General features: G+C 56.5%; 22 protein-coding genes and 1 pseudogene. 8 read left to right on the top strand and 15 right to left on the bottom strand.

Features of this window, described 5'->3' with window-relative positions; genetic code table 11:
• Positions 1-13: 13 nt before the first annotated feature.
• From aspS to AB7E06_RS07755, 6 genes are all read right to left on the bottom strand, one after another.
• On the bottom strand, positions 14-1,801 hold the full coding sequence (aspS, locus tag AB7E06_RS07780) for an aspartate--tRNA ligase (protein WP_094198074.1): 1,788 nt from the start codon (positions 1,799-1,801) through the stop codon (positions 14-16).
• A gap of 42 nt (positions 1,802-1,843) precedes the next feature.
• Complete coding sequence (locus tag AB7E06_RS07775) at positions 1,844-2,494, bottom strand: DUF502 domain-containing protein (protein ID WP_094198075.1); 651 nt, start codon at positions 2,492-2,494, stop codon at positions 1,844-1,846.
• Positions 2,495-2,505: 11 nt separating this feature from the next.
• Positions 2,506-2,769, bottom strand: coding sequence for an FmdB family zinc ribbon protein (locus AB7E06_RS07770; protein ID WP_427956113.1), 264 nt, complete (start codon positions 2,767-2,769; stop codon positions 2,506-2,508).
• Between the two features lie 204 nt (positions 2,770-2,973).
• A complete protein-coding gene (locus AB7E06_RS07765; protein WP_094198077.1) occupies positions 2,974-4,233 on the bottom strand; it encodes a putative Na+/H+ antiporter in 1,260 nt (419 codons plus the stop codon).
• 38 nt (positions 4,234-4,271) lie between these two features.
• Positions 4,272-5,216, bottom strand: coding sequence for a 4-hydroxybenzoate octaprenyltransferase (gene ubiA / locus AB7E06_RS07760; protein ID WP_094198463.1), 945 nt, complete (start codon positions 5,214-5,216; stop codon positions 4,272-4,274).
• Positions 5,217-5,425: 209 nt separating this feature from the next.
• Entirely contained in the window at positions 5,426-6,622 is a 1,197-nt protein-coding gene (locus AB7E06_RS07755) for a PLP-dependent aminotransferase family protein (RefSeq protein WP_094198078.1), read from the bottom strand.
• A 295-nt stretch (positions 6,623-6,917) separates the two neighbouring features.
• Between AB7E06_RS07755 and AB7E06_RS07750 the strand changes: the two genes are divergently transcribed.
• Genes AB7E06_RS07750 through AB7E06_RS07740 form a run of 3 tightly spaced genes read left to right on the top strand, consistent with a single transcriptional unit; the run spans position 6,918 to position 10,175 of the window.
• Complete coding sequence (locus AB7E06_RS07750; protein ID WP_249460515.1) at positions 6,918-7,523, top strand: HutD/Ves family protein; 606 nt, start codon at positions 6,918-6,920, stop codon at positions 7,521-7,523.
• A gap of 4 nt (positions 7,524-7,527) precedes the next feature.
• Positions 7,528-8,757 (top strand): imidazolonepropionase, encoded by a 1,230-nt coding sequence (gene hutI / locus AB7E06_RS07745; protein ID WP_108728362.1) that lies wholly within the window; start codon positions 7,528-7,530, stop codon positions 8,755-8,757.
• Positions 8,754-10,175 (top strand): formimidoylglutamate deiminase, encoded by a 1,422-nt coding sequence (locus AB7E06_RS07740; RefSeq protein ID WP_249460516.1) that lies wholly within the window; start codon positions 8,754-8,756, stop codon positions 10,173-10,175. The genes hutI and AB7E06_RS07740 overlap by 4 nt, the downstream gene beginning before the upstream one ends.
• Positions 10,176-10,186: 11 nt before the next feature.
• Here AB7E06_RS07740 and AB7E06_RS07735 read toward each other — a convergent pair whose 3' ends face one another.
• The 4 genes and pseudogenes from AB7E06_RS07735 to hutU all read right to left on the bottom strand — a co-directional run bounded on the left by AB7E06_RS07735 (position 10,187) and on the right by hutU (position 14,496).
• Positions 10,187-10,489: a helix-turn-helix domain-containing protein gene (locus tag AB7E06_RS07735; protein WP_035269706.1), complete on the bottom strand. Its 303-nt coding sequence runs from the start codon at positions 10,487-10,489 to the stop codon at positions 10,187-10,189.
• Positions 10,476-10,856: pseudogene (locus AB7E06_RS07730) on the bottom strand (type II toxin-antitoxin system RelE/ParE family toxin); the annotation flags it as partial. The pseudogene AB7E06_RS07730 and the gene AB7E06_RS07735, both read right to left, overlap by 14 nt.
• Before the next feature lie 370 nt (positions 10,857-11,226).
• Complete coding sequence (gene hutH, locus AB7E06_RS07725; RefSeq protein WP_121739908.1) at positions 11,227-12,762, bottom strand: histidine ammonia-lyase; 1,536 nt, start codon at positions 12,760-12,762, stop codon at positions 11,227-11,229.
• Positions 12,763-12,780: 18 nt separating this feature from the next.
• Positions 12,781-14,496, bottom strand: a complete 1,716-nt coding sequence (gene hutU, locus AB7E06_RS07720; protein WP_264672203.1) for a urocanate hydratase — start codon at positions 14,494-14,496, stop codon at positions 12,781-12,783.
• A gap of 285 nt (positions 14,497-14,781) precedes the next feature.
• Here hutU and hutC point away from each other — a divergent pair, with 285 nt between their 5' ends.
• Positions 14,782-15,513, top strand: coding sequence for a histidine utilization repressor (hutC, locus tag AB7E06_RS07715; protein ID WP_094198084.1), 732 nt, complete (start codon positions 14,782-14,784; stop codon positions 15,511-15,513).
• Positions 15,514-15,674: 161 nt separating this feature from the next.
• Here the strand turns inward: hutC and AB7E06_RS07710 are convergent, their stop codons facing one another.
• A complete protein-coding gene (locus tag AB7E06_RS07710; RefSeq protein WP_230019421.1) occupies positions 15,675-16,538 on the bottom strand; it encodes an AraC family transcriptional regulator in 864 nt (287 codons plus the stop codon).
• Positions 16,539-16,670: 132 nt separating this feature from the next.
• Here AB7E06_RS07710 and AB7E06_RS07705 point away from each other — a divergent pair, with 132 nt between their 5' ends.
• The gene (locus tag AB7E06_RS07705) at positions 16,671-17,225 is read left to right on the top strand and encodes a GNAT family N-acetyltransferase (RefSeq protein ID WP_376912476.1); all 555 of its coding nucleotides are present in this window, start codon (positions 16,671-16,673) and stop codon (positions 17,223-17,225) included.
• Positions 17,226-17,481: 256 nt separating this feature from the next.
• Here AB7E06_RS07705 and AB7E06_RS07700 read toward each other — a convergent pair whose 3' ends face one another.
• The gene (locus AB7E06_RS07700; RefSeq protein WP_427956102.1) at positions 17,482-17,973 is read right to left on the bottom strand and encodes a DUF2938 domain-containing protein; all 492 of its coding nucleotides are present in this window, start codon (positions 17,971-17,973) and stop codon (positions 17,482-17,484) included.
• Positions 17,974-18,053: 80 nt separating this feature from the next.
• Between AB7E06_RS07700 and AB7E06_RS07695 the strand changes: the two genes are divergently transcribed.
• Together AB7E06_RS07695 and cml are read left to right on the top strand one after the other, a co-directional pair.
• Positions 18,054-18,494 carry a helix-turn-helix domain-containing protein gene (locus tag AB7E06_RS07695; protein ID WP_094198088.1) on the top strand — a complete coding sequence of 147 codons (441 nt, stop codon included), beginning with the start codon at positions 18,054-18,056 and terminating at the stop codon, positions 18,492-18,494.
• Between the two features lie 309 nt (positions 18,495-18,803).
• Positions 18,804-20,003 carry a CmlA/FloR family chloramphenicol efflux MFS transporter gene (gene cml, locus AB7E06_RS07690; protein WP_427956099.1) on the top strand — a complete coding sequence of 400 codons (1,200 nt, stop codon included), beginning with the start codon at positions 18,804-18,806 and terminating at the stop codon, positions 20,001-20,003.
• A gap of 265 nt (positions 20,004-20,268) precedes the next feature.
• On the opposite strand, the gene AB7E06_RS07685 is transcribed toward cml, so the two are convergent.
• From AB7E06_RS07685 to AB7E06_RS07675, 3 genes are read right to left on the bottom strand one after another with little or no spacing between them, the layout of a single operon-like run.
• Positions 20,269-20,769, bottom strand: a complete 501-nt coding sequence (locus AB7E06_RS07685) for an N-acetyltransferase family protein (protein WP_427956096.1) — start codon at positions 20,767-20,769, stop codon at positions 20,269-20,271.
• An 18-nt stretch (positions 20,770-20,787) separates the two neighbouring features.
• A complete protein-coding gene (locus tag AB7E06_RS07680; RefSeq protein WP_427956093.1) occupies positions 20,788-21,819 on the bottom strand; it encodes an LLM class oxidoreductase in 1,032 nt (343 codons plus the stop codon).
• A gap of 12 nt (positions 21,820-21,831) precedes the next feature.
• The gene (locus AB7E06_RS07675; protein WP_346548849.1) at positions 21,832-22,455 is read right to left on the bottom strand and encodes a glutathione S-transferase family protein; all 624 of its coding nucleotides are present in this window, start codon (positions 22,453-22,455) and stop codon (positions 21,832-21,834) included.
• A 145-nt stretch (positions 22,456-22,600) separates the two neighbouring features.
• Between AB7E06_RS07675 and gcvA the strand changes: the two genes are divergently transcribed.
• Positions 22,601-23,485 (top strand): transcriptional regulator GcvA, encoded by an 885-nt coding sequence (gcvA, locus tag AB7E06_RS07670; RefSeq protein ID WP_427956091.1) that lies wholly within the window; start codon positions 22,601-22,603, stop codon positions 23,483-23,485.
• Positions 23,486-23,678 lie beyond the last annotated feature (193 nt).

Genomic DNA, 23,678 nt, shown 5'->3' with positions numbered 1-23,678 from the left:
CCCCCGCTCTGACTTACTTGTTTTCAACAGCCCGCAGACGAATATGCAACTCACGCAGTTGCTGCTCATCCACAGCCGATGGGGCCTGGGTCAGCAGACACTGAGCACGCTGTGTCTTGGGGAAAGCAATCACATCACGAATCGAATCGGCACCGGCCATCAAGGTGACCAGACGATCCAGGCCCAGAGCCAGACCGCCATGTGGAGGCGCACCGTATTGCAGCGCGTCGAGCAGGAAGCCGAACTTCAGTTGTGCTTCTTCAGGACCGATCTTCAAGGCATTGAACACCTTGCTTTGAACGTCGGCACGGTGGATACGGACCGAACCGCCGCCCACTTCCCAACCGTTCAGCACCATGTCGTATGCCTTGGCAAAGGCCTTGCCGGGATCGGTTTCCAACAGGTCTTCATGGCCGTCTTTGGGGCTGGTGAAGGGGTGATGAGCCGCAAAGTAACGGTTTTCGCCCTCGTCGTATTCGAACATGGGGAAGTCCACCACCCACAGAGGCTTCCAGCCTTCCTCAAACAGACCGTTCTCTTTACCAAACTCGCTGTGACCGATCTTGATACGCAGGGCACCGATCGCATCGTTGACGATCTTGGCCTTGTCCGCACCAAAAAAGATCAGGTCGCCGTTCTGGGCGCCCGTGCGCTCCATCAACTGCTTCAGAACGTCAACATGGATGTTCTTGACGATCGGCGACTGCAAGCCTTCAGGAATCGAGGCAACATCGTTGACCTTGATGTAAGCCAGGCCCTTGGCACCGTAGATACCGACGAATTTGGTGTAGGCGTCGATTTCGCTGCGGGGCATGGCGCCACCACCAGGAATGCGCAGGGCAACCACACGGCAGGATGGGTCATTGGCTGGGGCGGAAAAGACCTTGAAGTCCACTTCACGCATCAGATCAGCCACGTCCACGAATTCCAGTTTGACGCGCAGGTCAGGCTTGTCCGAACCGTAGCGCTGCATGGCCTCGGTCCAGCTCATGGTGGGGAACGTAGGCAGTTCCACGTTTTGCACCGTACGGAAAATGTGCGTGACCATGCCTTCAAAGATCTCGCGAATCTGCTCTTCGTTCAGAAAAGAGGTTTCGCAGTCGATCTGGGTAAATTCTGGCTGGCGGTCAGCGCGCAGGTCTTCGTCGCGGAAGCACTTGGTGATCTGGTAGTAGCGGTCAAAGCCCGAGACCATCAGCATTTGCTTGAACAACTGGGGCGACTGAGGCAATGCGAAGAATTCGCCCGCGTTCACACGCGAGGGAACCAGATAGTCGCGAGCGCCCTCAGGGGTGCTCTTGGTCAACATGGGGGTTTCAATATCGATGAAACCCAGGTCGTCCAGATAGCGACGGGACTGCATGGCCACTTTGTAGCGCAGCATCAGGTTGTTCTGCATTTGCGGACGACGCAAATCCAGCACGCGATGCGTCAGACGCGTAGTTTCGGACAGATTGTCATCATCCAACTGGAAAGCCGGGGTGACCGAGGCATTCAGGATTTCGATCTCATCACACACGATTTCGATCTCGCCCGAACGCAGATCCGGGTTGACGGTGCCTTCAGGACGGGCCTGAACGCGGCCGGTAATGCGCAGGCAGTACTCATTACGGATACGTTCGGCCACTTCAAAGGCCTGCACGTTGTCAGGATTGACGACAACCTGCGCCAGACCCTCACGGTCGCGCAGATCAATGAAAATCACACCCCCGTGGTCGCGGCGACGATGTACCCAGCCAAACAAATTGACCGTCTGGCCCAGGTATTCTTTGGAAACCTCGCCGGTATAACACGTACGCATCTAGGATGACTCCGAAATAGTAAAAACTGCAAATTGGAAAATTCAGGTTCCAGCCAAGGGAGGTGTCCCTTCAGACTGGTCAGAAACTGGGGGTAAGGCGATCGACTCGGCAGGGCCGACCACACCCATGGATACGATGTATTTAAGCGCCGCATCCACTGTCATGTCGAGCTTGTGTACATCGGCCCGAGGCATCATCAGGAAAAAACCGGAAGTTGGGTTGGGTGTTGTGGGCACGTAGACGCTGACAAAGTCGTCTCCCAATATCTGCGCCACTTGTCCGCCCGGTACTCCGGTCAAAAAAGCAATGGTCCAGGAGCCAGCCCTGGGATACTGCACCAGAACGGCTTCGCGAAACGCCTGACCATCGGGTGCCAACACCGTATCACTGACTTGCTTGACCGAATTATAAATGGAACGCACCAAAGGAATACGCCCAAGTAGCAATTCCCAACGATCCACCACCGCACGGCCCAGGTAATTGGCCGCCAGTAAACCCGTACCAAACAAGACCGCCAGCACCAGCACAATTCTAAAGCCGGGAATTCGCAGGCCGAACAGGGCCTGCGAAGACAGAAACTCCGGTACCACGCTCTCCAGCGTTTCGATCAGCAAAGTCATCACCCAGACGGTGATGACCAAGGGCACCCAAATGAGCAGGCCAGTGACGAAATAACGCTTGAAGGGGCGCATAAGAAGTGGTGTTAGCTGGACGATGAGGACGTGGGCGTCGCCGCAGGCGCAGGCGTGGACGTAGTGCCACTGTCTGCGGACTTGCTGCCACCCTGGTTACGAAAATCCGTTACATACCAGCCCGTACCCTTGAGCTGGAATCCTGCCGCCGTTACCTGTTTGGTAAAGGTAGGCTGATTACATTCTGGACAAACCTCTAAAACGGGGTCCGACATTTTTTGCAGCACATCTTTTTCGTATTGGCACGAGCTGCATTTATACGCATAGATAGGCACGACTCATCCTAACAAAAAGCCGAAACAAACTTCGAGAGATAAATAAGTAGGGTCGATACCAGCAAATTTCAAGCTGGGGACCCGCTCAAAAAGAACCCGAAAAGAGTTCACAGGGGCACTTCTGACGTGATTTTAGCCCTTTTTGGGGTGCAATCGCACTGAACTTCACCCCGCCAGACAGGCCGCCTGCGGCGGCCATCCGATTTAGATCAAAAACAGGCAGGCAGCAATCAAGGTCGGTGCTGCGGCGCTAAGCAGCAGGCGCAGGGGTGAGATGGCCCCGTCCGGAAAGCTGCCTTTCAAAATGGAGAAGCCAGCGGGGTTCGGTGCATTGGCAATCACGGTCAAGCCACCGCCGGTTACAGCACCTGCCACCAGCATGTATCGCCAAATGTCCGACGTACCTTCAACCAAAGAGCCCAGATAGGTCAAGGCAGCATTATCGGTCACAGCGGTCAAGGCCGTTGCACCCCAGAACAGCACCGTCGGCGACAGGCCGCCCAGCAAATCCTGCAACCACCATTTTTGCAAACCACCCAGCACCACCAGACCGGCCAGAAAGAAACCAACCATCAGACCTTCGCGCACCAGCAAGGGGTTCTGGTAATGCTTGTACGAATGGGCATAACCAATGAACAGCATCAGCAACGCCATGAACACAATGGGGTGATGCGCACCGAGCACAACCGCTATCAGGAAAGCCACGTGAACCGCCATGACACCAATCGGTACCGGGCGTTGGGTTTGGCTGGGCTCGGGCATGCCCTGCCCCATTTCCAGCAAAGCTTTACGGCAAATCAGTGTGACCAAAGTGGCATTGATCAAGACGGCCAAAATAGCGCGCCAACCAAAATGCGTTGCCATAAAGGCGCTGTCCCAGCCAAACGTGCTGGCAACCATCAGGACAGGCGGTGCCGCATACGCGGTCAAGACGCCGCCAATGGACACGTTCACAAACAGCACACCCACGGTCAAATACTTGAAACCGGCATGGCCTTGATGGCGGAAATACGCCTTATGCAGCAGCAAAGCCGCCAAGGTCATGGCAGCGGGCTCGGTAATCAGGGAACCCACCAACGGCACCACGGAAATGGTGATGAAGTAGGTGGAAATCTGGTTCGACACGGGTACCGCTCGTGCCAGCACCGACACGATCTTGTTCACCAGCTCCAGAATCGGGCGGCTGGCGGCAACCACCATAATCGCAAACACGAACATGGGCTCGGTAAAGTTGCGGCTCTCCAAATACTCGATGGCCGACTGCAAGTCCACAAAAACGGCCATATAAGCCACCAGCACACAGGCCCAGACGCCAAACACGGCTTCGACCTCGGACAACATGTGCCATAGCCCTGCATGGCTGCCGCCTTTATTGGCCAAGCGTGCAAACACCGGAACCGAGAAGGTGTGGACGATGGCAATGGCAAACAGCGCCGTTGCAACATACTCAAGAGGAGAAGCCATTCTTCGAACCTTTAAAGCTTTATGTAAATTGCTGCGTATCAAACCAAACTGATTGTGCCCGCCAACGCGGCCACCACCAGCAAAACACCAACCCAGATGTTGGCACGGAAAAGGCGCAGGCCTCGTTCGGGATAGCGCACGTCAAAATGTTTCATCTGCCACAGCAGATGGGCACCAATAACCGCCATCACGGCGTAATACAAAATCCGCTCGTCCAACAGCAAACCGCCTACCAGCCAGCACAACATGGCGGCTATATAAAAACCGCTGATCCAGGTCTTGCCGGCCTCACGAAAACGCAAGGCGGTCGAGTGCAGACCCAGCTTGGTATCGTCGGCCACGTCGATATAGGCATAGATGGAGTCATAGCCTACCTGCCACAAAATCGCGCCCACCCACATCAGGATGGCACCCAAAGGCACTATGTTCTGCGTGTCGGACCAGGCCATCAGCATGCCCCAGTTAAAACAGATCCCCAGAACCACTTGCGGCCAATAGGTAAAGCGCTTGCACAGTGGGTAGATCATCACAATGGGAAACAGGGCCAGCGCCAGCCAGCGGCTGTACTCATTGATGGCAAAAAGCAGCAAGGCACACACAGCCATCTGCGCCAGCACGAAGATCACGGCCTTGCGCATGGTGAGCTGCCCGCTGGTCAAAGGCCGGAAACGGGTGCGTTCAACCTGGTGGTCAAAGTTGCGGTCCGCCATATCGTTAAAGCAGCAGCCAATGCCACGCATCAACAAGGCACCCAGGGAAAAGATCACCACACGCCACAAGGTAGGAAGACCGTCCGCCGCCTGCACCAGAGCGGCCAGGGCGGGCAAGAGGGTCAACCAAGTGCCCACAGGCCGGTCCAGCCGGCACAAGCGCGCATAAGGCCCCCAGGAGGCGGGCAAATAACGGGCCACCCAGTCATTGGTGGGGCGCATATCGGACAGATCTGGGCGCGGAGAAGACTCCGAAGCGGATGGAGATGTCATAGAGGTAAAACCTAAATCCAGGCCTTGAGCCATAGACTAGAAACAGGCATACCCTCTGGCTGAGGGTATGCGGTGGATTCCAGGAACCTGCTCATGCTCCAGGAGCAAAGAGAGCAAAATGGACGACCCTTGAAAACCACAACGCTGGCCAGCCAGCGCGTGAAAAGACGCAGACCATCAGTCTGCGTCCATTGCCTGCCAAACACCCATCAGGCTTCTTTGATGAGTTTACCCAAGATGGCGATGCCTTCGCGAATTTTTTCCTCGGGCACAGTCGCAAAGCTCAGGCGCAAGGTGTTGCGTTTGACGTCCTTGCCCGCGTAGAAGGGCTCGCCAGGCACAAAAGCCACCAGATTTTCAATCGCTTTTTGCAACAGGGCCGTGGCATCCACGTGCTCGGGCAAGGTCACCCAAATGAACATGCCACCTTCAGGACGAGTCCATTGGGCCGTATCCGGGAAGTTCTTGTCCATCGCATCGAGCATGATGGCGCACTGTTTCTGGTAAATATCGCGCACTTTGGGCAGGTGCTGTTCCAGGAACCCGTTATGTACGGCTTCGTAAACCGCCATCTGCGTCAACGTGGAGGTATGCAAGTCCGTGGCCTGTTTGATCTGCACCAGCTTGTCGATGATTTTGGCAGGAGCCACGATGTAACCCAGACGCAGGCCGGGAGCCAGAACTTTAGAGAAGGTGCCCAGACGAATCACGGTGGCACCTGCCTTGCGGCCCAAAGACAGCAAGCTGGGCAGGCGTTCGCCAGCGTAACGCAGTTCGCCGTAGGGATCGTCCTCGACGATTGGGATATGTGCGGCAGCACATCGTTCCACCAGATCCTGACGACGCTCCAAGGGCAAACGCAGGCCGGTCGGGTTCTGGAAGTTAGGCAGTGCGTACAGCAGACGGGCACCCATAGCTTCAGGAGCCGACACGTACTCGGGAATCATGCCCTGACCATCGGTAGGAATCGCCACAAAAGAAGGGTCGTACACCGACAGAGCCTGCAAGGCACCCAGGTAAGTAGGCGATTCCACCAACACCTTGCTGCCCTCGTCAATGAACAACTTGCCCAGCATATCCAGCGCTTGCTGCGAACCGTTTACCAGCAGGATTTCGTCGGCGTGTACAGGGGAGCCTTCGGCGCTCATTTGTTCTGCCAACCACTGACGCAGGGGCAGATAGCCTTCCGTGGTGGTGTATTGCAAGGCCATACGACCCTGCTCGCTCAGTACCTTATTGAACGCGCTTTGCATTTCCTCGACAGGAAAGCCAACTGGAGTGGGCAGACCGCCCGCAAAGGAAATAATCTCGGGACGCGCAGTGACCTTGAGAATTTCACGAATTGCGGAGCCACTCAGTTTCTGGGCACGTTGGGAAAAGGTAAAAGACTGCGAGAGGGTATCCATGATTCGGAAAAGTCCTGAAGAAGAACGATTAAATACTTCATATGCAAACTTTCTAGCTTGCAACAATGAACGCAGGATGCCGGACAAACCAGGCATCCTGCACCTTTGAATGAGTTATGACGCGGGTTTATTAGCGTATACCTTGCCACCAAGCGGCTTGCAGCGCAAGTAGCCAAACCGTATCAGCTCGGGATTTACCCTGAAAAATCGATCTCCCCTTCAAGGCAATCGTCGCACTTTGTCTAGACTCAGCTATTGTATATACAATTAAAAATCTGCTCGGAGCCATGCCACCATGAGCGACCCTCACCCTGCCACTTTGCTTGACCTGCTAAACATCAGCAGCCTGCCCGCGCAGCCCTGGAAAAACGGTGGTGGCACCACGCACGAAATACGGTGCTCCCCAAAGAATTCCGATTATGAGCACTTTGACTGGCGCATCAGCCTGGCCCAAGTCCACACTTCCGGCGATTTTTCACGCTTTCCCGGCATAGATCGACACATCATGTTGATCAAAGGCGACAACATGCAGCTAACCCACCATGACCACATTCATGTGCTGCACCCTTTCCAGCCCTACGCCTTCGCGGGCGAGGACCGGGTGGCCTGCGTGTTACCGCTCGGACCCACGCAGGACTTGAATCTGATGCTGCGCCGGGGCCGAGCCCAGGGCAGCCTGCAAGCCTGGCAAGGACGGAATGCTCCCATGACCTTGGCCGCAGGCACGCACTTTCTGTATGCACCGCAAGGCGGCTACCAGCTCCAGTCCGACATACATCGCTGGACCTTGAACACCGGGCAGGCCCTGACAGGCAGCACATCCGCCCCCTTGTCGCTGCAACTGCAGGCCGAGCACGCTGATGCTCCACTGGTCTACGCCTATATCGCTCCCACGGAATAAAACCATGCGCTACACACTTTGGACTGATTTACGCTTGGCCCCCAACGCCGACCCCGAGCAAGTCATTGAAGATGCCTGCCTGGTCGAACAGGCAGGCCGTATCGCCTGGATGGGCCCGCGCCATGCTCTGCCCGCACAGTGGCAGCAAGCCACAGAAGAACACAGGCTGGGAAACCGCTGGGTCACTCCAGGCCTGATCGATTGCCACACTCATCTGGTTTACGGCGATAACCGCGCCCAGGAATTTGCCTTGCGGCTGGCAGGGGCCTCCTATGAAGACATCGCCCGTCAGGGCGGGGGCATTGTGTCCTCCGTTAACGCCACCCGCTCCTTGAGCGAGGACGAACTGCTGGCCCAGGCCCTGCGTCGTCTGGATGCTTTGCTGGACGAAGGCGTCACCGCGATCGAAATCAAATCCGGCTACGGCCTGAATCTGGAGAGCGAGCGCAAGATGCTGCGTGTGGCCCGTCGTCTGGGTGAGTTACGTCCGGTAACCGTACGTACCACCTTTTTAGGGGCCCATGCCCTGCCCCCTGAATTTGCCGGGCAAACCGATGCCTATCTGGATCTGGTGTGCGATCACATGCTGCCCACGCTGGCACAAGAAGGACTGATCGATGCGGTTGACGTCTTTTGCGAGCGCATTGCCTTTGATTTGAAGCAGTCCGAGCGCGTCCTGAAAGCAGCCCAAGACCTGGGCCTGCCCGTCAAAATGCACGCCGAACAGCTCTCCAACCTGGGCGGTACAGAAATGGCAGCACGCTACCACGCCCTGTCTACCGATCATCTGGAATATCTGGATGAGGCCGGTGTCATCGCCATGAAACAAGCAGGAACCGTGGCCGTACTCCTGCCCGGTGCCTACTACTTCCTGCGTGAAACTCAGTTACCCCCTATCGGATTGCTACGTAAACACGGCGTGCCCATGGCCCTGTCCACCGACAGCAACCCCGGTACCTCCCCCTGTGCTTCCCTATTACTGATGCTGAATATGGGCAGCACGCTTTTCAAGCTGACAGTCCCTGAGGCCCTGGCAGGTGTCACCCGCCATGCTGCCAAAGCCCTGGGTGCCCCGAATATCAGCGGTGAATTGAGTATCGGGGCCCGCGCCGACTTTGTTGCCTGGGATATAGACTCCCTGCCCGAGCTGGTCTACTGGATGGGCCTGCCACGCTGTGCCCTGGTCGTGTACCAAGGAATCATCAGCCGTGACCTGCGTAAGGAATCACCATGACTATTCTGCGGCACTACGATGCGCTCTGGGCCCCCTGGGCCTATCTGGACAGCCAATGGCAAGCCAATGTACTGCTGCGCTGGGACCGGGACGGTACGCTGACGCATGTTCTCCCCGAAGCCAACCAACAAGACATAGACACCGCAGGCTCCGTATATAAGGCACTGGGCGCCGCACTGCCGGGCATGCCCAATCTGCATTCACACGCTTTTCAAAGCGCCATGAGCGGGCTGACTGAATTCCGGGGACAAGGCCAGGACAGTTTCTGGAGCTGGCGTGACCTGATGTACCGCTTCGCCGCCCGTCTGGAACCCGAGCACATGCAGGCCATTGCCCATTGGCTCTATATACAGATGCTAAAAGCAGGCTACACCAGCGTGTGCGAATTCCACTACCTGCATCACCAGCGCGACGGCCAAAATTACGCGCCCATAAGTCTGCTGGCCCAAGGCGTCATGGAGGCGGCCAGCGCCAGCGGACTGGCCATTACCCTGCTGCCCGTGCTGTATCAGTACAGCAATTTCGGCAGTCAGGCTCCCCGCCAGGATCAACAACGCTTTTTGAATAGCCCCACACAGTTGCTGTACCTGCTGGAGTCCTTGCACTCCAGCCACCCGTTGAATGCTGACCGGCGTTACGGTATTGCGCCCCACTCCCTGCGCGCCACCAATATTGCTTCCATCAATACCCTGATCGACGGCCTGCACAGCCTGCCATCACGCCACCCGATTCACATCCACATTGCCGAGCAAATGGCCGAAGTGCTGGCCTGCCAGGACGTCAAAGGCTGCAGCCCGGTGGCTTATCTGTATGACAACTTCAACGTGGACGAACGCTGGTGTCTGGTCCACGCCACTCATATCGACGAGCAAGAGCGCAAGCAAATTGCCCGCAGCGGTGCCGTAGCCGGCTTGTGCCTGACCACCGAAGCCAATCTGGGCGATGGCCTGTTCCCCGCCGCCGCCTTTCTGGCCGAGCATGGTCATATGGGTATAGGCTCGGACAGCCATATCTGCGTGGACTGGCGCGCCGAGCTACGCTTGCTGGAATATGGTCAACGATTAATCAGCCAGCAACGCAATGTGCTGACTTCACCCCAACAGCCTTTTGTGGCGGACTACGTGTTTGAGACCTGCACGCGCGGCGGCGCACAAGCATCCGGACGAGCCAGCGGGCAACTCAGCCCCGGCCATCAGGCGGATTTAATGGTGATTGATCTGGAACACTCCAGTCTGGCGGGGCTGGACAGTCAACATTGGCTGTCAGCTCTGGTCTTTTCCGAGCGCGCCCACGCCAACCCGATTCGTGATGTATTCGTCAGCGGTAAAGCCTGTGTGGCAGACGGCCATCATCCGCAAGAAGAAGCGGCCTTTGCCGCCTATCAAGAAACGCTGAGTAGTCTACTGAACAAGGCTTAGGTACAAAAAAATCAGATAATGGCCTGTAAGCCCTTGTCGGCAATGATGTTCAGCAACTTGAGCGCCGGGCCGGTAGGATGGGTTTCACCTTGCTCCCACTTGCGTATGGTCGATGCCGTGGTATGCAAATAAAGCGCAAATACCGGTTGGCTGAACTTCAAGCCTTCTCGCAGCCGCTTGATGTCGGCTGCATCGAACTCCCGAACTGGCGGCGGACAAATCGCGTCAAACTCGCGCATCGTCACCTTGCCAATCGCTCCTGCCTCCTGGAGCGCCGCCAGGTCGCCGCGTAGCGATTCGATGATCTTGCTCACAATGCACCTCCAATAACACGTCAGCCTGCAATGCATTAAACAAGGCTTCAGGGGACAAACCCAAGAACACCTTACCGACAAATTGCAGCGCTTTCTTCTCATCCTGCGTGATGTTCCCCTTGTCGCTCTTGGAGAACCCATGCAAGAACACATAACGGCTACCTATTCTGGCCGAAAGCAAGCTGCGATAGCCGCCGCTTTTGCCACCACCAGGGCGAGCTACCCGCTTCTTGTATAAGGCGCCCCCCAAGTCCACATCGATCAAACCGCTTTCCATCTCATGAACTGCCTTGCACAAGGCAATATCGGGCAGCTTCTCGGCCGCCTGCCATCGTGCAAAGTCTTTGCGCTTGAGAACGCACGTCATATCGACCTCCAAACTATACCCGTATCGGATACACTTATCAATCTCTCGCCGTGGAACAACCGATTCACCACCCGCTCAGCCACATTCCACGCCTCGTTATGAACATAGCGCATACCGTGCCTGCCTACGTATGGGACGCAGCAGCAGCCGTAGCATTCAGCGTGGACTTGTGCCGGCAGGGTGTAGTCCAGCGAAATGCAATGCTGGAGTCGTCGTGAAGCCCCCCCCCACGCTACGCCTTCGGCTTGCTGCCCCCGAGGGGGAGCTTTTTGTCTTGGGGCGGCCCGGCGACAAAAAAATCCCCGGCTTGGTGATCCAGGCCAGGGACAAGTTCGTGGAGACAAAAACAATCAGCAGTACTTCATGAAAACTAAAACAGATCCGCCGCCGTCGCTGCCAAGCTTTCGTCCAGCACCAAGGCTTTCAGGGCCTCGATATCGGGAGCCAGATAACGGTCCTGATCGTAGAAAGGAACGGCCTGACGAATCGCATCCTGCACCTTCTTCAAACGCGCCGAAGTCAGCAAAGGCGCATGAAAATCAATGCCCTGTGCCGCACACAACAATTCAATTGCCACAATCGCAGCCGTGTTCTGTGCCATGTCTTCCAGCCTGCGCGCCGCAAAGGTTGCCATGCTGACGTGATCTTCCTGATTCGCCGAAGTCGGCAAGCTATCCACACTGGCGGGATGGGCCAGCGACTTGTTTTCCGAGGCCAAAGCCGCCGCCGTCACATGGGCAATCATGAAGCCCGAATTCAGGCCTGCGGACGGCACCAGGAACGGAGGCAGTCCGGAGATGCTGGCATCAATCAGCAAGGCGACTCGACGCTCTGCCAAGGCCCCCATTTCAGCAATGGCCAGAGCCAAACCATCGGCGGCAAACGCGACCGGCTCGGCATGGAAGTTGCCGCCTGAAAGCACCTGATCCGGCTCGCCATCCTTACCGGGGAACACCAGTGGGTTATCCGTGACGGCATTGGCTTCGGTCAGCAAGGCACGTTCGTTTTGCGTGATCAGATCCTGAATCGCGCCCATGACCTGGGGCTGGCAACGCAAGCTGTAGGGGTCCTGCACCTTGTTGTCATTGTCCCGGTGCGACTGACGAATCTGGCTGCCGGCAAGCAGTTCCCTATACAGGCGGGCCGCGTAAATCTGTCCTGGCTGCCCACGCACCTCATGGATACGCGGATCAAAAGGCGCATCACTGCCTTTGGCGGCGTCCACGCTTAAGGCACCGGCCAGAATCGCATTGCGGAACAAGGTCTGGGCGCGGAACAGGCCGTTCAGTGCCAGGGCCGTAGACACTTGCGTGCCATTGATCAGCGCCAACCCTTCCTTGGCAGCCAGCACAATCGGGGTGATACCGGCCTTGGCCAAAGCCTGCTGGGCCGGCATCCATTCACCCTGCCACTTGGCTTGTCCTTCACCGATCAGGGTCAGTGTCATATGCGACAAAGGTGCCAAATCGCCCGATGCGCCCACGGAACCCTTGGACGGAATGAAAGGCACCACGCCCGCATTCAAAATATTCAGCAAGGTCGTGACCACATGCGAGCGAATACCCGAAAATCCCCGTGCCAGACTGGCGATTTTCATAGCCATGATCAAGCGCGCAACCGCATCGGACACCGGCTCACCCACTCCCACGGAGTGCGACAAAATCAGGTTCTTTTGCAACTGCTCCAGATCGTGGTCGGGAATGCGTTGCTGGGCCAATTTGCCAAAACCGGTATTGATGCCATAGGCGGGATTACCTTCACGGATAATCTTGGCCACAATGGCCGAGGACGCATCCATGGCCCCGATCGCCTCTGGCGGCAGAGTCAGAACAGTCGGTTCCTGCCAGATTTGGCGCAGTTGTGCCAAGGTCAGTGCGCCGGGAGAAAGTTCGATACGCTTGCTCATTTATCTGTCCTGTTGTTCTTACTTGATCATGGGCAATGTCAGCCCGAAACTCTTGGCCGTTTGAATCGCCAGCTCGTAGCCTGCATCCGCATGACGCATCACACCACTGGCGCAATCGTTAATCAAGACCCGCTCCAGACGGGCCGCCGCCTGCTCGCTACCGTCGGCCACAATCACCATACCCGCGTGCTGGCTGTAGCCCATACCCACCCCGCCCCCGTGGTGCAGCGAAACCCAACTCGCCCCGCCTGCGGTATTCAACAAGGCATTGAGCAAAGGCCAGTCCGACACGGCATCCGTGCCATCACGCATACTTTCAGTTTCGCGATTGGGGCTGGCCACCGAGCCGGTATCGAGGTGGTCACGACCAATCACAATTGGCGCTTTCAACTCGCCGTTACGCACCATTTCATTAAAGGCCAGACCGGCGCGATGACGCTCGCCCAGCCCCAGCCAGCAAATTCGTGCAGGCAGGCCCTGGAAAGCAATGCGTTCCTGCGCCATGTCCAGCCAGCGATGCACGTGCTGATTGTCCGGAAACAGCTCTTTGATTTTTTGATCGGTTTTGTAGATGTCTTCCGGGTCGCCCGACAAGGCCACCCAGCGGAATGGGCCTTTGCCCTCACAAAACAAGGGGCGAATATAGGCGGGCACAAAACCGGGAAAGTCAAAGGCATTGGCCACGCCTTCATCAAACGCGACTTGGCGAATGTTATTGCCGTAGTCCACAACCGGAATACCCATTTTCTGGAAATCCAGCATGGCCTGCACATGGACCACGCAAGACTTGGCAGCCGCTTGCTGAATACGAGCATGTTGAGCGGGATCTTGCTGCGCCGCCTGCCACTGCTCCACCGTCCAACCCGAAGGCAAATAGCCATTGAGCAAATCGTGGGCGGAGGTCTGGTCCGTGACCAGATCAGGTTTCAAACCACCGGCTTGGGCGCGTCGCACCAGCTCAGGCAGCACGTCAGCCGCATTGCCCAGTAAGCCAATCGACACGGCCTCCTTGGCGGCCGTGTGCTGAGCAATCAGCTCCAGCGCATGGTCCAGATCCCGCGCCTGCTTATCCAAATAACGAGTCTGCAAACGGAAGTCAATACGGCTTTGCTTGCATTCAATCGTCAGCGATACCGCTCCAGCAAAGGTCGCGGCCAAAGGCTGCGCACCGCCCATGCCTCCCAGGCCAGCGGTCAGAATCCAGCGCCCGGCCAGCGAACCACCAAAATGCTGACGGCCTGCCTCGGCAAACGTCTCGTAGGTGCCTTGCACAATGCCCTGGCTGCCAATGTAGATCCAGCTACCTGCCGTCATCTGTCCGTACATGAACAAACCGGCCTGATCCAGCTCGTGAAACTTTTCCCACGTGGCCCATTTGGGCACCAGATTCGAGTTGGCCAGCAACACACGCGGTGCATCGCTATGCGTACGGAATACGCCCACCGGCTTGCCGGACTGAATCAGCAAGGTCTGGTCATCCTCCAGTTCGCGCAAGCTGGCCAGAATCTGGTCGTAGCACTCCCAGTTCCGGGCTGCACGCCCAATGCCGCCGTATACCACCAGATGTTGCGGATTCTCGGCCACGGCTGGATCCAGATTGTTCTGAATCATGCGGTATGCGGCTTCCGCCACCCAGTTTTTGCAACTAAGCTGTGTCCCCGTGGGGGCATGAATCTGCCGCGCAGGATCGAAACGAGGATCTTGGCGGGCCGCCGAAGTGTGATGATCTGGCATGGTGATGTCCTCCGTCTGAGGTGTCTCTGGGTACGCGCTGGTTCTATCTGGCAGGCTGCTCCACACACTGATGGCAGGCCCAGGCGCCGACAAAACAACGGTTTTCTTGTAAGCTCACGTCAATGTATAGTCATTTTTTCAAGTTGTCTATACATATACCAAGCAGAGTCTTGCATAAGCTCATGACCGTGAGCATGGCTTCACTCACTGCCCAGTTCACGACCTTAAGTCTGGTCTGCGCGAGGCCCTTTTGAGTGTGGACACGTCCTACAGGAAAGCATAAGAATGGATGCCCCCCAGACGAGCAATACGCCCTCCGAATCGGCGTTACCCGCCTACCTGCAAATCAAAAATTTTGTGCTGGAAAAAATCCAATCCGGCCAATGGCGCGAAGGCGATCTGATTCCCACCGAACTGGCTTTATGCGAGCAGTTTGGTGTGTCACGCATGACGGTCAACCGCGCTCTACGTGAACTGACCACCGACAAGTTGCTGGTCCGCATCAAAGGCTCGGGCACCTATGTGGCGCAGCCCAAATTCCAGTCCACCTTGATCGAGATACGCAGCATCGCGCAGGACATACGGGAGCGCGGCCACCAACATAGCTGTCAGGTGCTGAGCGTAGAGCGGCTGCAGGCCAGCCCGGCTCAAGCGCGCTTGTATGGCATTGCACCGGGCTCAGCCCTGTTTCATTCCATTATTGTTCATGCAGAAAATGGCTTGCCCATCCAATATGAAGATCGTCTGGTGGATGCGCACATGGCCCCAGATTACATGGAGCAGGATTGGAGCCAGATCACGCCTAACGAGTATCTGCTGCGGGTTGCCCCCTTGCCGACCGGCTTTTACAGCATTGAAGTGCTGGTGCCTCCCGCCAGAATCGCACAAGCCCTGCACATGAAAGAGCAGCAGCCCTGTTTGGTGATGGACCGCCGCACCTTCTCCAGCGAGCAGTTCACGACTCACGCAAGACTGTGGCACCCTGGCGACCGCTATAAATTCACCGGCAAAATGTAGGCTGTAAACCTGCTCCGCCTGGAGTTTGAGTCCCAAACGCATCGATCAGGCGGACAGACTTCTCGCCTTCCTGAGCCATACAACATCGCCATTTTCTTATCGTATTGACCAGGCACGACCCGCCCTTGAGCTGATCACTTGCAACCCCCACCTTCCCTCTATCAGCCTATTGCCACCACACCGGAACGGGCCTGCTCATGCTGGCGATAGCGGGTCAACGACAAGCCTGTGTGACGCTTGAAGTAACGGCATAGATACGAGGGATCCTCAAAACTCAACTGATCGGCAATCTGCCCGATTGCCAACTGACTGTAGGAAAGCAGCGCCTTGATCTCCAGAACCACCTGTCTGTCGATCAAGGCCTTGGGGCTGTCGTTGAAGAACTCTTTGCTCAGTTGGGAGAGGTAAAACGGCGTGATATTGAGCGCATCCGCATAAAACTTCACCTCTCTGTGCTTTCGACATTGCTGGCCTACCAGCTCCCAGAAACGCCAACTGATCATTTCCTTGCGGCTGAACGACTGGCTACCCTGGTATTCGGACGGAATCTGCTCGGCAATACGCAGAAAGAAGTTCTGCAGCTGATTACGCAGCATGATGTGTTGATACCGCCCTCGGGCCTGCACAATCTGGCGCAGTTGCACCAGCCATGCGGCCAGCAAAGCCCGATCCTTTTGCAGGGGCACACACAAGGGATTGTCGTGCAGGAACACAAACAGGGAATTGGGCAGCGGATAAGCCACTTCTGACGCCAGGTTCTTGGGCATCAACAGGAAAAACACCTTGAAGCCTTGCGAGCGTCGTTTCAGCAAGGTCATCGTATCTTCGGCCAGCACCAGCACATCATGGGTACGTACGACCTGATCCTTGAAGTTCAGGCTGACCAGGGCGCGACCCGACAGGCAGATCATCAAGGTCATATAGGCATGACCAAAAGACAAAGGCATGCCCACGCCTTCGGACAGCGTTGTCTCGCCCGTCAGGCAGCCGTCTTGGGCGCTGAATAATTGTGGAATGTGATGCATGGGGCTGAACTGTCCTTGACTGGCTAACAACAGGCAAGACTTTCTAAAAGTACCGAAACTGCCAAGGTCCCGCTCTGTTCGTCAAACCCGCCAGCTTCTATTCTGTTTGCTGCTTGACCGTGAGTAAACAAAATGAAACTTCAAACAGAAAGACTTATTTTACGCCCCTGGCAGGACAGCGACGCCGAGGATTTGTACGAATACGCCAAAGATGAACGAGTCGGCCCGATTGCAGGTTGGCCGGTTCATACCAGCGTTGAGGAAAGTGCCGAAATTATCCGCACCGTTTTCAATATGCCCGAAGTGTATGCCGTCGTACACAAGGACAATGGCCGCGCCGTCGGTTGTATTGGCATCCTGATCGGCAAGAACAGCAACGTCGAGATCAGTGCAGAAGAAGGCGAAATTGCCTATTGGATTGGCGTCCCTTACTGGGGGCAAGGCTTGATTCCCGAGGCCGTGCGAGAAGTGATGCGACACGCTTTTGAAACACTGAAGCTGAAAGCACTGTGGTGCGGCTACTTTGCCAACAATACCCAATCGCAAATTGCGCAAGCCAAGTGTGGCTTTCGCCATCATCACACCGAGGAAAACAAGTACAACCCGTTTTTGCAGGACTATCGGACTGAACACATCAGCCGTATTACGGTCCAGCAATGGCGGGCCTTGCCCAAACAACCGGCCTAATCCCAGCCATCATCCTCCGGTCAGTTGGAAGCGGCATCCTGGGACTGACTCACACACAAGAACAACTCCTGGGCTTCTTCGATGCTTAATGTCAGGCCCAAGCGTGACTGCAAGCATTCAGCCCAGGATGCCACCCATCAGAAACTCGGCACTGCCCATGGCAAACAGGCTCAGGGCAAGCAGATAGACGCCAGACGGGATGGTTCCAGTGGTTTTCAGGCTACTCATCACAGATGTCCCAACAAATTACATCGCCTTAGGCCACTTGCTGCATCAGCAAGGCGGCAAGGTACATGCCCAGACCAAAAATTGCGTGTGTCAGCACGCTGCGCAAACGATTGATCCAAGGCGTGGGGGTACGCGATGCAGCCACTCCGGCACCCATGGCAGGCTGCATCACAAAAAAGGGCATCACGACCGTCACCGTGCCCACCATGACGGCGGGCAGCCAGCGGGGATCTTGCAGCCACGCAGTCCCGTAGACCGCAAGCAGCAAAAAGGCGAAAACAATGCCCACGGCATAGTGAATGAACCAGCCCAGGGCAGACTCCCCCGCAATCGGTTCAGCCTTGCCGATATGGCTGTGCGTAATCTGGCCACGCAGCAAATGCCCGACCCAGCGGCCCACCATGGCGTAGTTCAGCGTAGCAACGCCCAGCGCTTTTTGAATCAAGCCCCAAATATCCATAAAAATGGTGGCTCCGACCCCAATCAGCATCACCTGCACCCACTCATTGATCGATAACATTGGCAATCCTTTCCGTTGATAAGCACCTTGTTTTGAGTGATCATAGAAGTTGAAGTCAACTTCAAGTCAATAGGTACACGATGGATATTTCAGAAGTCGCCAAACATACCGGCTTGCCCTCCTCCACCGTGCGTTATTACGAGAAGGAGGGCCTGATCAGCGCAGTCAGCGCCCCCGGTGAACGACGCCGTTTTACACCACAAGTGCTGGATCAACTGGCCTTGATTGCCCTGGGGCAAGCGGGTGGTTTATCGCTGGACGAAATACGGGCCATGCTGCCTCCCGATGGGGCTGCGCAGGTAGACAGGCAATTGCTGCTGTCCAAGGCCGATCAACTGGATGCCACCATCAAGCGCCTGAAAGCCATGAGCGAAGGCTTGCGCCACGCTGCCCACTGCCCCGCCGTCAACCATACGCAATGCCCGACATTCCAGCGCTTGCTGAAAGCTGCCGCCATCCGGGTGAAGAAGAACAAGACCGGCAACTCCAGCGAGGCAGTGCGTCTTGCCAAAACCGGATAGGACAGAAACGCAACAGCCATACTGGGTTGAAGCTTCAAAGCCATAAAAACCTCCCCCTATAATGGGCAACTGCCGCAACAAGGCCATATACCCTCTTGGGGATTGCGCTGACCGGTACACGTACCGCATTTCGCCAACACCCCCCAGCAAATTATTTAAGTGAGGAGCCGTCTACATGACGAGCACTAAGTCAGCAACTGAATAAGCCGCAACAAGCTTCTGTCTTGTTGCGGCGTTCTGTACTTCCAATCCCGCTGATTGATAACAAACAGACGCCGCCCGATTTCTTTTTCGAGTGGTAATTTTGTTATGTCTTCCTCACGCTCTTCCTGGGCTTTTACGCTGCCAGCCGCCTTGCTGCTGATGGCGCCCTTCGACATCCTCGCCTCCCTGGGGATGGATATTTACCTGCCTGTCGTCCCGGCCATGCCGGCGCTTCTGGGCACCAGCCCTGCCGTCATCCAGCTGACTCTTAGCCTGTACATGCTGCTATTGGGTGCCGGGCAACTGATCTTTGGCCCCCTGTCGGATCGCATAGGCCGACGGCCTGTTTTGCTGACAGGGGCCGCCCTGTTCGTGCTGGCTTCAACAGCCGCCGCCCTGTCCAGCTCCGCCTGGGCTTTTGTGGGTTTTCGGGTGCTGCAAGCACTGGGGGCTTCGGCCACCCTTGTGGCCTTGTTTGCCACAGTGCGCGATGTCTATGCCGATCGCCCTGAAGGAGTAGTGATCTATAGCCTGTTCAGCTCCATCCTGGCTTTTGTCCCCGCCTTGGGGCCGATTGCCGGTGCTTTGATTGCCCGTGCGGGCGGGTGGCAGGCCATCTTCCTGAGTTTGGCTGGCATAGGACTGCTGGCCTGGATCCATGCACTGCTCAAATGGCCAGAAACGCGACCTGCCAAACCAATACATTCACAACAGTCCGCACTGGCCGTACTCAAAAGCCCGGCCTTTTGGGTCTACACCCTGGGCTTCTCTACCGGGATGGGGACATTTTTTGTCTACTTCTCGACCGCGCCACGAGTCTTGATCGGACAAGCGGGCTATTCGGAAATGGGCTTTAGCCTGGCCTTTGCCAGTGTTGCCCTGGTGATGATTGCCACCACCCGCCTGTCCAAAGCCATTGTTGCTCGCTGGGGCACAGCCGGGAGCCTGAAACGCGGCATGGGCTTGATCGCCCTTGCCGTCCTGCTACTGGCAGCCGGGCCACTCTGGCTGGATCCCTCCTTTGCCAGCTTCATCCTGCCCATGTGGCTGGCCGCCATTGGTATTGTGATGACCGTATCCGTCACCGCCAATGGCGCCTTGGCTCAATTCAACGACGTGGCCGGTTCCGCCGTGGCGATTTACTTTTGCGTGGAAAGCCTGATCGTTAGCGTGATCGGTACGTTGGCAGTGACCCTGTTGGATGGGGATACGGCGTGGCCGCTGGTGGTCTTTGGACTAGGAATGAGCAGTGTGGTTTTGCTGGCTTTGATGCTGCTGGAGGCAAGAATCAAACGCGAAGTTTGAAGATAAAAAAGGGAAGGCTTTCGATAAGTCTTCCCTTCATTTGGATCACCCGTCTTCACTTTTCATAAATAATTCCAGGAGCGAGCTATGGCGGACAATAAGGCAATCAAGCGTACCCATGTCCGTAATCCCAGCCCTTATGTGTTCTTAGGGCTGGGATTACGGACATTAAGTCTGCAAGTCGTCGGGTTTCTTCTAGCGAAATAGCCCGCAAAAGACTTGCGCGACAAACCATCACGCTCACCATCGAGCAGAACAGACACTCTCAGTTCTGTGTATCGCCAGCCTTCTCCAGATTCAAGTCATACGTCACCCACGCTGTTGCCTGAGCCAGACCATCGTACAGCCTCCGCGCCTGGGCATTGTCAGCCGCCGTGATCCAGCGCAGAAACGGCCAGCCTTGCTCCTTACCGGCTTGGGCGACGGCCTCAATCAAACGACGGCCCAGCCCGCTGCCTCGCTGTTCAGGAGATACAAACAAGTCATCCAGAAAGCCTGCTTCCTTGCCCAACAAAGGCTCCGGGAAAGGACGGTAATGCGCCAGGCCCAGCAACGCACCATCCGCCGTCGTTGCCACCTTGCCCTGCAAAGGATGCCGCGCATCCAACAGCCAGGACCAGGTCCAAGCCAAGATATTTTCGTTCATGGGTTCTTTGTAAAACTCGGCATACTGCCGATACAGCCGCTCCCAGGCAGCCCGGTCTTGCGGCTGTACATCCCGGATCTGAATACCATCGGCTCCGGGCTGTTCTGCACTGCTAGTCATGCTTGTATTCCCCTGTCGCTACCAAGCTGTTGCAAGGGCTGGCTGCTCCTGGTGAGAGGCAAAATGCGGCAGCACATATTCAGCCAGCTCCTGGACAATTTCCGCCGCCGGTCGCTGCGAAAACTGAATACCCAAAGCGGCATGATTCACACCCGCTGCCTGCCATTCCTCCAACAAGGTAATCAGCCCCTTGCGCCCGGTACGCAGTGTAAAGCCACCGCGCAAAGGGGTGCGTGGATAATCGGGGTCGTCCACCAAATCCAGCCACTCGTTGGTCATATGCGGACGAAAGCCGCCATCTGGAATCCGAGCGCGCCAGGCCCGAATTTTCGCAGCCAGCTTTTGCGGGCCCAGCGGCGTATGAGTCGCTTCCGGGTAGGTCAACCAACCATCGGCGTGTTCTGCAATCCAATCGGGCGACTGTCCCGAGGAACTGGTGACAATCAAAGGAATGGAACCATGCACGGGCTTGGGTAGCAGCTCTGCCGTATCAAAGCGGCCTAGCGGAGAGTCGATATTCAATTGCCCCGCTTGCGTTAACTGACGGAAGTAGCTGACAGCCTGCGCGAAACGCTCTGCCCGTTCGGCTCGCTCCACGCCATAGGCGGGAAACTCCACGGGCCTGTCCCCGGAAGCAATACCCAACACCAGGCGTCCGCCCGATAACTGGTCAATGGTGAAGGCGGATTTGGCCAGGTCGATCGGGTGACGCAAGGAGAAAATCGTACTGCCCGTGGCCAAGGCCACCCGCTTGGTGCGAGCAGCCAAAAAAGCCAGATAGGTAAAGGGGTCGAACACTTGCCCCGCATCCCCGAAGCTGGGGTCATACAAAGGCACGTCACGTACCCACACCGCCGCAAAATCCTGGCGGTCTATCTCCTCTACCAGCGCCGCCTGCCCAGCCAGCACACTCATATCGCCTTGATAAAAACGCAGGGGCAGAAAGATACCCATGGTCAGACAACCCGGCGCAAACATGCGGCTATAACCGGGATGAGTGGCAAAGTCAGGGAAAGATGCGCCTTGAGTCTGGCTTGTTTCAATCGTCATGATGTTTTCTCCTCAAGCGCCGGTAGCAGGTTCAGGCAAGGTGATGCCTTTACGAACGGCTGGGCGCTGGGCCACGCGTTCATGCCAGGCGCTCATGTGCGGGTACTGGCTGAAATCAAAGTCGATAATTCGCGCAATATGCGTCCAGCCAAAATGCGCAATGTCGGCAATGGAGTAGTCCTGTCCTGCCAGATAAGGATGGTCTGCCAGACGTGTATCCAGCACGGTGAACAGATCATTCACCAGACGGCGGTAGCGCTCGATAGCGGCCGGAATCTTCTCCTGAGCGAACAGCTCGAAGTGTACGCGCTGGCCCAGAATCGGCCCCACGCTGGAGGAATGAAATTGCAGCCATTTGATCGTTTCCCAGCGTTGCAGGGGATCGTTTGAAAGCAATTGGCCGGTTTTCTCTGCCAAATACAACAAGATCGCGGCAGACTCGAACAGGACAATGCCCGTTTCATTGTCCTTCATCACCGGGATACGCCCATGCGGATTCAAGGCCAGAAACTGCGGCTGCTTATGCTCATTCGCATCAATACGCACATGATGCAGGCGATACGGTAGCGCCAGTTCTTCCAGGGCGATGGTTGCCTTAAAGCCGTTAGGCGAACTATCGGTGTACAGATCAATCATGGTGTGGCTCCCAAGCAGCAAGTTTGCTCTTCTTTTGCATATAGATAAGCTAAACTTTAAAAACGATTCAGAAGCCCATTCTCCCAAGCTATACAGGCAAAGAAAAACGATTAAATCTGCTTTAGAGATTTAGATAAACTAAACCATGAACCCTGTCTTTCCTTTGCAGGCTCTGCGCGCCTTTACCGAAGTCGGACGCCACGGCAGCATCAAGCTGGCCGCCCAGGCACTGGGCGTGACCTCGGGCGCAGTCAGCCAGCAAATCCGGCTGCTAGAAGATCGCTTGGGCGTCACACTGTTCGTGCGCAGCCACCACAAAATGAGCCTGAGCGAAGCAGGTGAACAGGTCTACCCTGTCCTGCTGACGGCGTTTGACCAGATCGAACAGGCCATGCACACGCTAGACGCCACCAAGCAGCGCAAGACACTGACAATCAGTACCGTGCCTTCCTTTGCCGCTTCCTGGCTGATTCCCCGGCTGGCCGATTTCAAGCAACAGCATCCCGATATCGAAATCCGTGTGGAGGCCTCCCCCACACTGGTGGACCTGCGCCGCGACAACGTCGATATCGCCATTCGCCACGGCTTGGGCGTGTATCCCGGCTTGCAGGCCGAGCCCTTGATGGCCCCTGTCTTGCTGCCTGTAGCCAGCCCCGCCTTGCTGAAAGACAAGCCAGCCATTCAGGAACCGGCGGATTGCCTGGCATGGCCATTGCTGCAAGATGCCGACCGGGCCGACTGGGCGCTTTGGCTGTCTGCCCACGGGGTGGAGGACGATGCGCGCGCCGATCGCGGCACGGCTTTCGAGGATGATTACTTGCTGATTCGCGGTGCGATTGCGGGCCTGGGACTAGCCTTGATACCGCAGGAGTATGCGCAAGATGAAATCGACGCAGGCCGCTTGGTGCAAGTGCTGGACAAGCCCTGGCCAGCCCGCTTTGCCTACTACCTGGTAACCTTGCCCGGTACGACGCAAAGAGCAGAGGTCCGTGCCTTTAGTGACTGGATCATTGAACAGGCACAGCTATAGCAAGGTAGCCAGGCTTCTTACTGCTGCTGCGGCTGCGGCTGTAGTAGTTATTGTGATGGTAGTGGCAACAATGACGGCTATCTCAGAGCAGAAGAGAAAATAAAACAGCGCATGATCGCTTCCCCATCCAGCCTATGTAACACCACCACTTCAACAGCCCCGATATCACGCCCCCTGCTCCAGACATCGAAAA

Source organism: Alcaligenes sp. (genome assembly GCF_050255915.1).
Lineage (GTDB): Bacteria > Pseudomonadota > Gammaproteobacteria > Burkholderiales > Burkholderiaceae_B > Alcaligenes > Alcaligenes aquatilis.
This window is presented reverse-complemented; position numbering and strand designations above follow the sequence as displayed.

Bases quoted from the DNA above. Each gene is read 5' to 3' on its own strand.
- aspS (WP_094198074.1), bottom strand. From the start codon at position 1,801: ATGCGTACGTGTTATACCGGCGAGGTTTCCAAAGAATACCTGGGCCAG.
- AB7E06_RS07775 (WP_094198075.1), bottom strand. From the start codon at position 2,494: ATGCGCCCCTTCAAGCGTTATTTCGTCACTGGCCTGCTCATTTGGGTG.
- AB7E06_RS07765 (WP_094198077.1), bottom strand. From the start codon at position 4,233: ATGGCTTCTCCTCTTGAGTATGTTGCAACGGCGCTGTTTGCCATTGCC.
- ubiA (WP_094198463.1), bottom strand. From the start codon at position 5,216: ATGACATCTCCATCCGCTTCGGAGTCTTCTCCGCGCCCAGATCTGTCC.
- AB7E06_RS07755 (WP_094198078.1), bottom strand. From the start codon at position 6,622: ATGGATACCCTCTCGCAGTCTTTTACCTTTTCCCAACGTGCCCAGAAA.
- AB7E06_RS07750 (WP_249460515.1), top strand. From the start codon at position 6,918: ATGAGCGACCCTCACCCTGCCACTTTGCTTGACCTGCTAAACATCAGC.
- hutI (WP_108728362.1), top strand. From the start codon at position 7,528: ATGCGCTACACACTTTGGACTGATTTACGCTTGGCCCCCAACGCCGAC.
- AB7E06_RS07740 (WP_249460516.1), top strand. From the start codon at position 8,754: ATGACTATTCTGCGGCACTACGATGCGCTCTGGGCCCCCTGGGCCTAT.
- hutH (WP_121739908.1), bottom strand. From the start codon at position 12,762: ATGAGCAAGCGTATCGAACTTTCTCCCGGCGCACTGACCTTGGCACAA.
- hutU (WP_264672203.1), bottom strand. From the start codon at position 14,496: ATGCCAGATCATCACACTTCGGCGGCCCGCCAAGATCCTCGTTTCGAT.
- hutC (WP_094198084.1), top strand. From the start codon at position 14,782: ATGGATGCCCCCCAGACGAGCAATACGCCCTCCGAATCGGCGTTACCC.
- AB7E06_RS07710 (WP_230019421.1), bottom strand. From the start codon at position 16,538: ATGCATCACATTCCACAATTATTCAGCGCCCAAGACGGCTGCCTGACG.
- AB7E06_RS07705 (WP_376912476.1), top strand. From the start codon at position 16,671: ATGAAACTTCAAACAGAAAGACTTATTTTACGCCCCTGGCAGGACAGC.
- AB7E06_RS07700 (WP_427956102.1), bottom strand. From the start codon at position 17,973: ATGTTATCGATCAATGAGTGGGTGCAGGTGATGCTGATTGGGGTCGGA.
- AB7E06_RS07695 (WP_094198088.1), top strand. From the start codon at position 18,054: ATGGATATTTCAGAAGTCGCCAAACATACCGGCTTGCCCTCCTCCACC.
- cml (WP_427956099.1), top strand. From the start codon at position 18,804: ATGTCTTCCTCACGCTCTTCCTGGGCTTTTACGCTGCCAGCCGCCTTG.
- AB7E06_RS07685 (WP_427956096.1), bottom strand. From the start codon at position 20,769: ATGACTAGCAGTGCAGAACAGCCCGGAGCCGATGGTATTCAGATCCGG.
- AB7E06_RS07680 (WP_427956093.1), bottom strand. From the start codon at position 21,819: ATGACGATTGAAACAAGCCAGACTCAAGGCGCATCTTTCCCTGACTTT.
- AB7E06_RS07675 (WP_346548849.1), bottom strand. From the start codon at position 22,455: ATGATTGATCTGTACACCGATAGTTCGCCTAACGGCTTTAAGGCAACC.
- gcvA (WP_427956091.1), top strand. From the start codon at position 22,601: ATGAACCCTGTCTTTCCTTTGCAGGCTCTGCGCGCCTTTACCGAAGTC.